This is a genomic window from Mycoplasma todarodis (assembly GCF_965212735.1).
Lineage (GTDB): Bacteria > Bacillota_I > Bacilli_A > Mycoplasmatales > Metamycoplasmataceae > Mycoplasma_K > Mycoplasma_K todarodis_A.
The window spans coordinates 1-1,678 of sequence record NZ_CBDBYJ010000007.1 but is presented as its reverse complement, the minus strand read 5'-3'; the positions used below and the strand labels follow the sequence as shown (position 1 = coordinate 1,678).

2 protein-coding genes and 1 rRNA gene are annotated in these 1,678 nt (G+C 27.1%); 1 reads left to right on the top strand and 2 read right to left on the bottom strand.

Annotated features, from left to right (window positions below; translation table 4 throughout):
* Positions 1-81 (bottom strand): 16S ribosomal RNA (locus tag ACOMC1_RS04155); the annotation flags it as partial.
* A 272-nt stretch (positions 82-353) separates the two neighbouring features.
* Positions 354-482 carry a hypothetical protein gene (locus tag ACOMC1_RS04150; RefSeq protein ID WP_420331371.1) on the bottom strand — a complete coding sequence of 43 codons (129 nt, stop codon included), beginning with the start codon at positions 480-482 and terminating at the stop codon, positions 354-356.
* Between the two features lie 132 nt (positions 483-614).
* Between ACOMC1_RS04150 and ACOMC1_RS04145 the strand changes: the two genes are divergently transcribed.
* Positions 615-1,490: an HAD family hydrolase gene (locus tag ACOMC1_RS04145; protein ID WP_420331370.1), complete on the top strand. Its 876-nt coding sequence runs from the start codon at positions 615-617 to the stop codon at positions 1,488-1,490.
* Positions 1,491-1,678: the final 188 nt, after the last annotated feature.

The window sequence follows — 1,678 nt, the reverse complement described above, 5'->3', positions numbered from 1 at the left end:
CTTTTGCTTNNNNCGTTCAACATGCATGTATTAGGCACACAGCCAGCGTTCATCCTGAGCCAGGATCAAACTCTCATAAATTGATTCCGGGTTCATGGTTTCTTGTATCTAGTTTTCAAAGATCTATCAGCACCATTTTAAGTCCAGTAAATATACCAGTCTTTGAATGGGTGCTTTAATAGTATAACAAAGAAATATATGGTTTCGACATACTTTTTAAAAAAATTAACAAATATTCATTATTTTGAAAAAATGAAGTTCTGTATTTTATATGTTCCTTAAAAAATACTCCTATATATTAATAAAAAGGCATTAAAAAAATAAGAGACTTTGATGCATCTTATTTTTTATTATTAAATTGATAATGGTATAGCCACCACTAAAGTCATAGCTAGAATTGCAAGAAATACAGCTGCAATAATGAATATTTTATACTTCTTATTTAATTTAGCTAATTTACCCATTTCTTTTTGTTTTTCCATAATCCCACCTTTATATTAATTATTATATATGCAATTCGTTCTTTCTAACAAAATAGTTGAATAGGTTGATTGTTTTTCAAAAGAATTCATTGTATGTCTTTTATTTAATGAGTATTTTATATAATTTATATTATGACAAAAGAAAATAATAAAACTACAATAGACAATGGAGTAGGATCTAAATTACAAAACCTTAAATATGCTTTTTTTGATTTAGATGGAACTTTATTAAATAAGAAAAAGAATATAACAAACTTAAATCTTGAATCTTTAGAAATTTTAAGGAATCAAGGAATCAAAGTAGGGATTGCAACGGGTAGACCTCAAATGATGATTAAAAATATTATTAATTTAGTTAAACCTGACTTACCAATCATTTCAATCAATGGTGGATTAATAAAAAATAATAATGAATCAATAAACGATAGATCCTTCGATGTTGAAAATACACAAAAGATTTACAATTGATTAATAGAAGAAAAAATAGATTTTTTAGCTTATACAAAAGATGAAATGTTTTACAATGATGTTACAAACACTAAGTGAGTAGCACAAATCAAAGAACGTCTTACAACAATAAACGATGAAGAAAAATGAATCTTCACAAAAGAACCTCTTCCAACATCAACTAGAGTTTCGAAGTTCCTAATTTTAACTGAGAATGTAGACGAATCATCCAAAAAGAAAATACAAGAATTCTTCAACGCTATAAATGAATCATATCTAGTTGAATCTCTTCCAATAGTATTAGATGTAATGCCTAAAGGTATAAGTAAAGGAGAAGCTATTTCAACTTTAGATCAACTAAATTATATTGAGTTAGAAAAGACAATTGTTTTTGGGGATGCGCCAAATGATATTACAATGTTCAATGTTGCAGGTGTATCTGTAGCAGTTCCAAATTCACATAAAGAATTAGAAAAGATTGCAGACATCAATTTAAAAGATACAACTGATGATTATATTTACAACTTTATCAATGAATTCATTAAAAATAAAACAAAATAGAACTCGAATGGGTTCTATTTTTTATTCAAATTCAAAAAAGGCGAAAAAAAAGGACCTTTATAGGTCTTTTGTTTCTAGTTCTTTCAAAACTGAATAGCAGATTCTTCATTGGTTTGTCTGTGACGTACCGTTTCAATAGATAACCTAAGATTTAGATCACTTATTAAACCGTTCAATTTATTAGTACT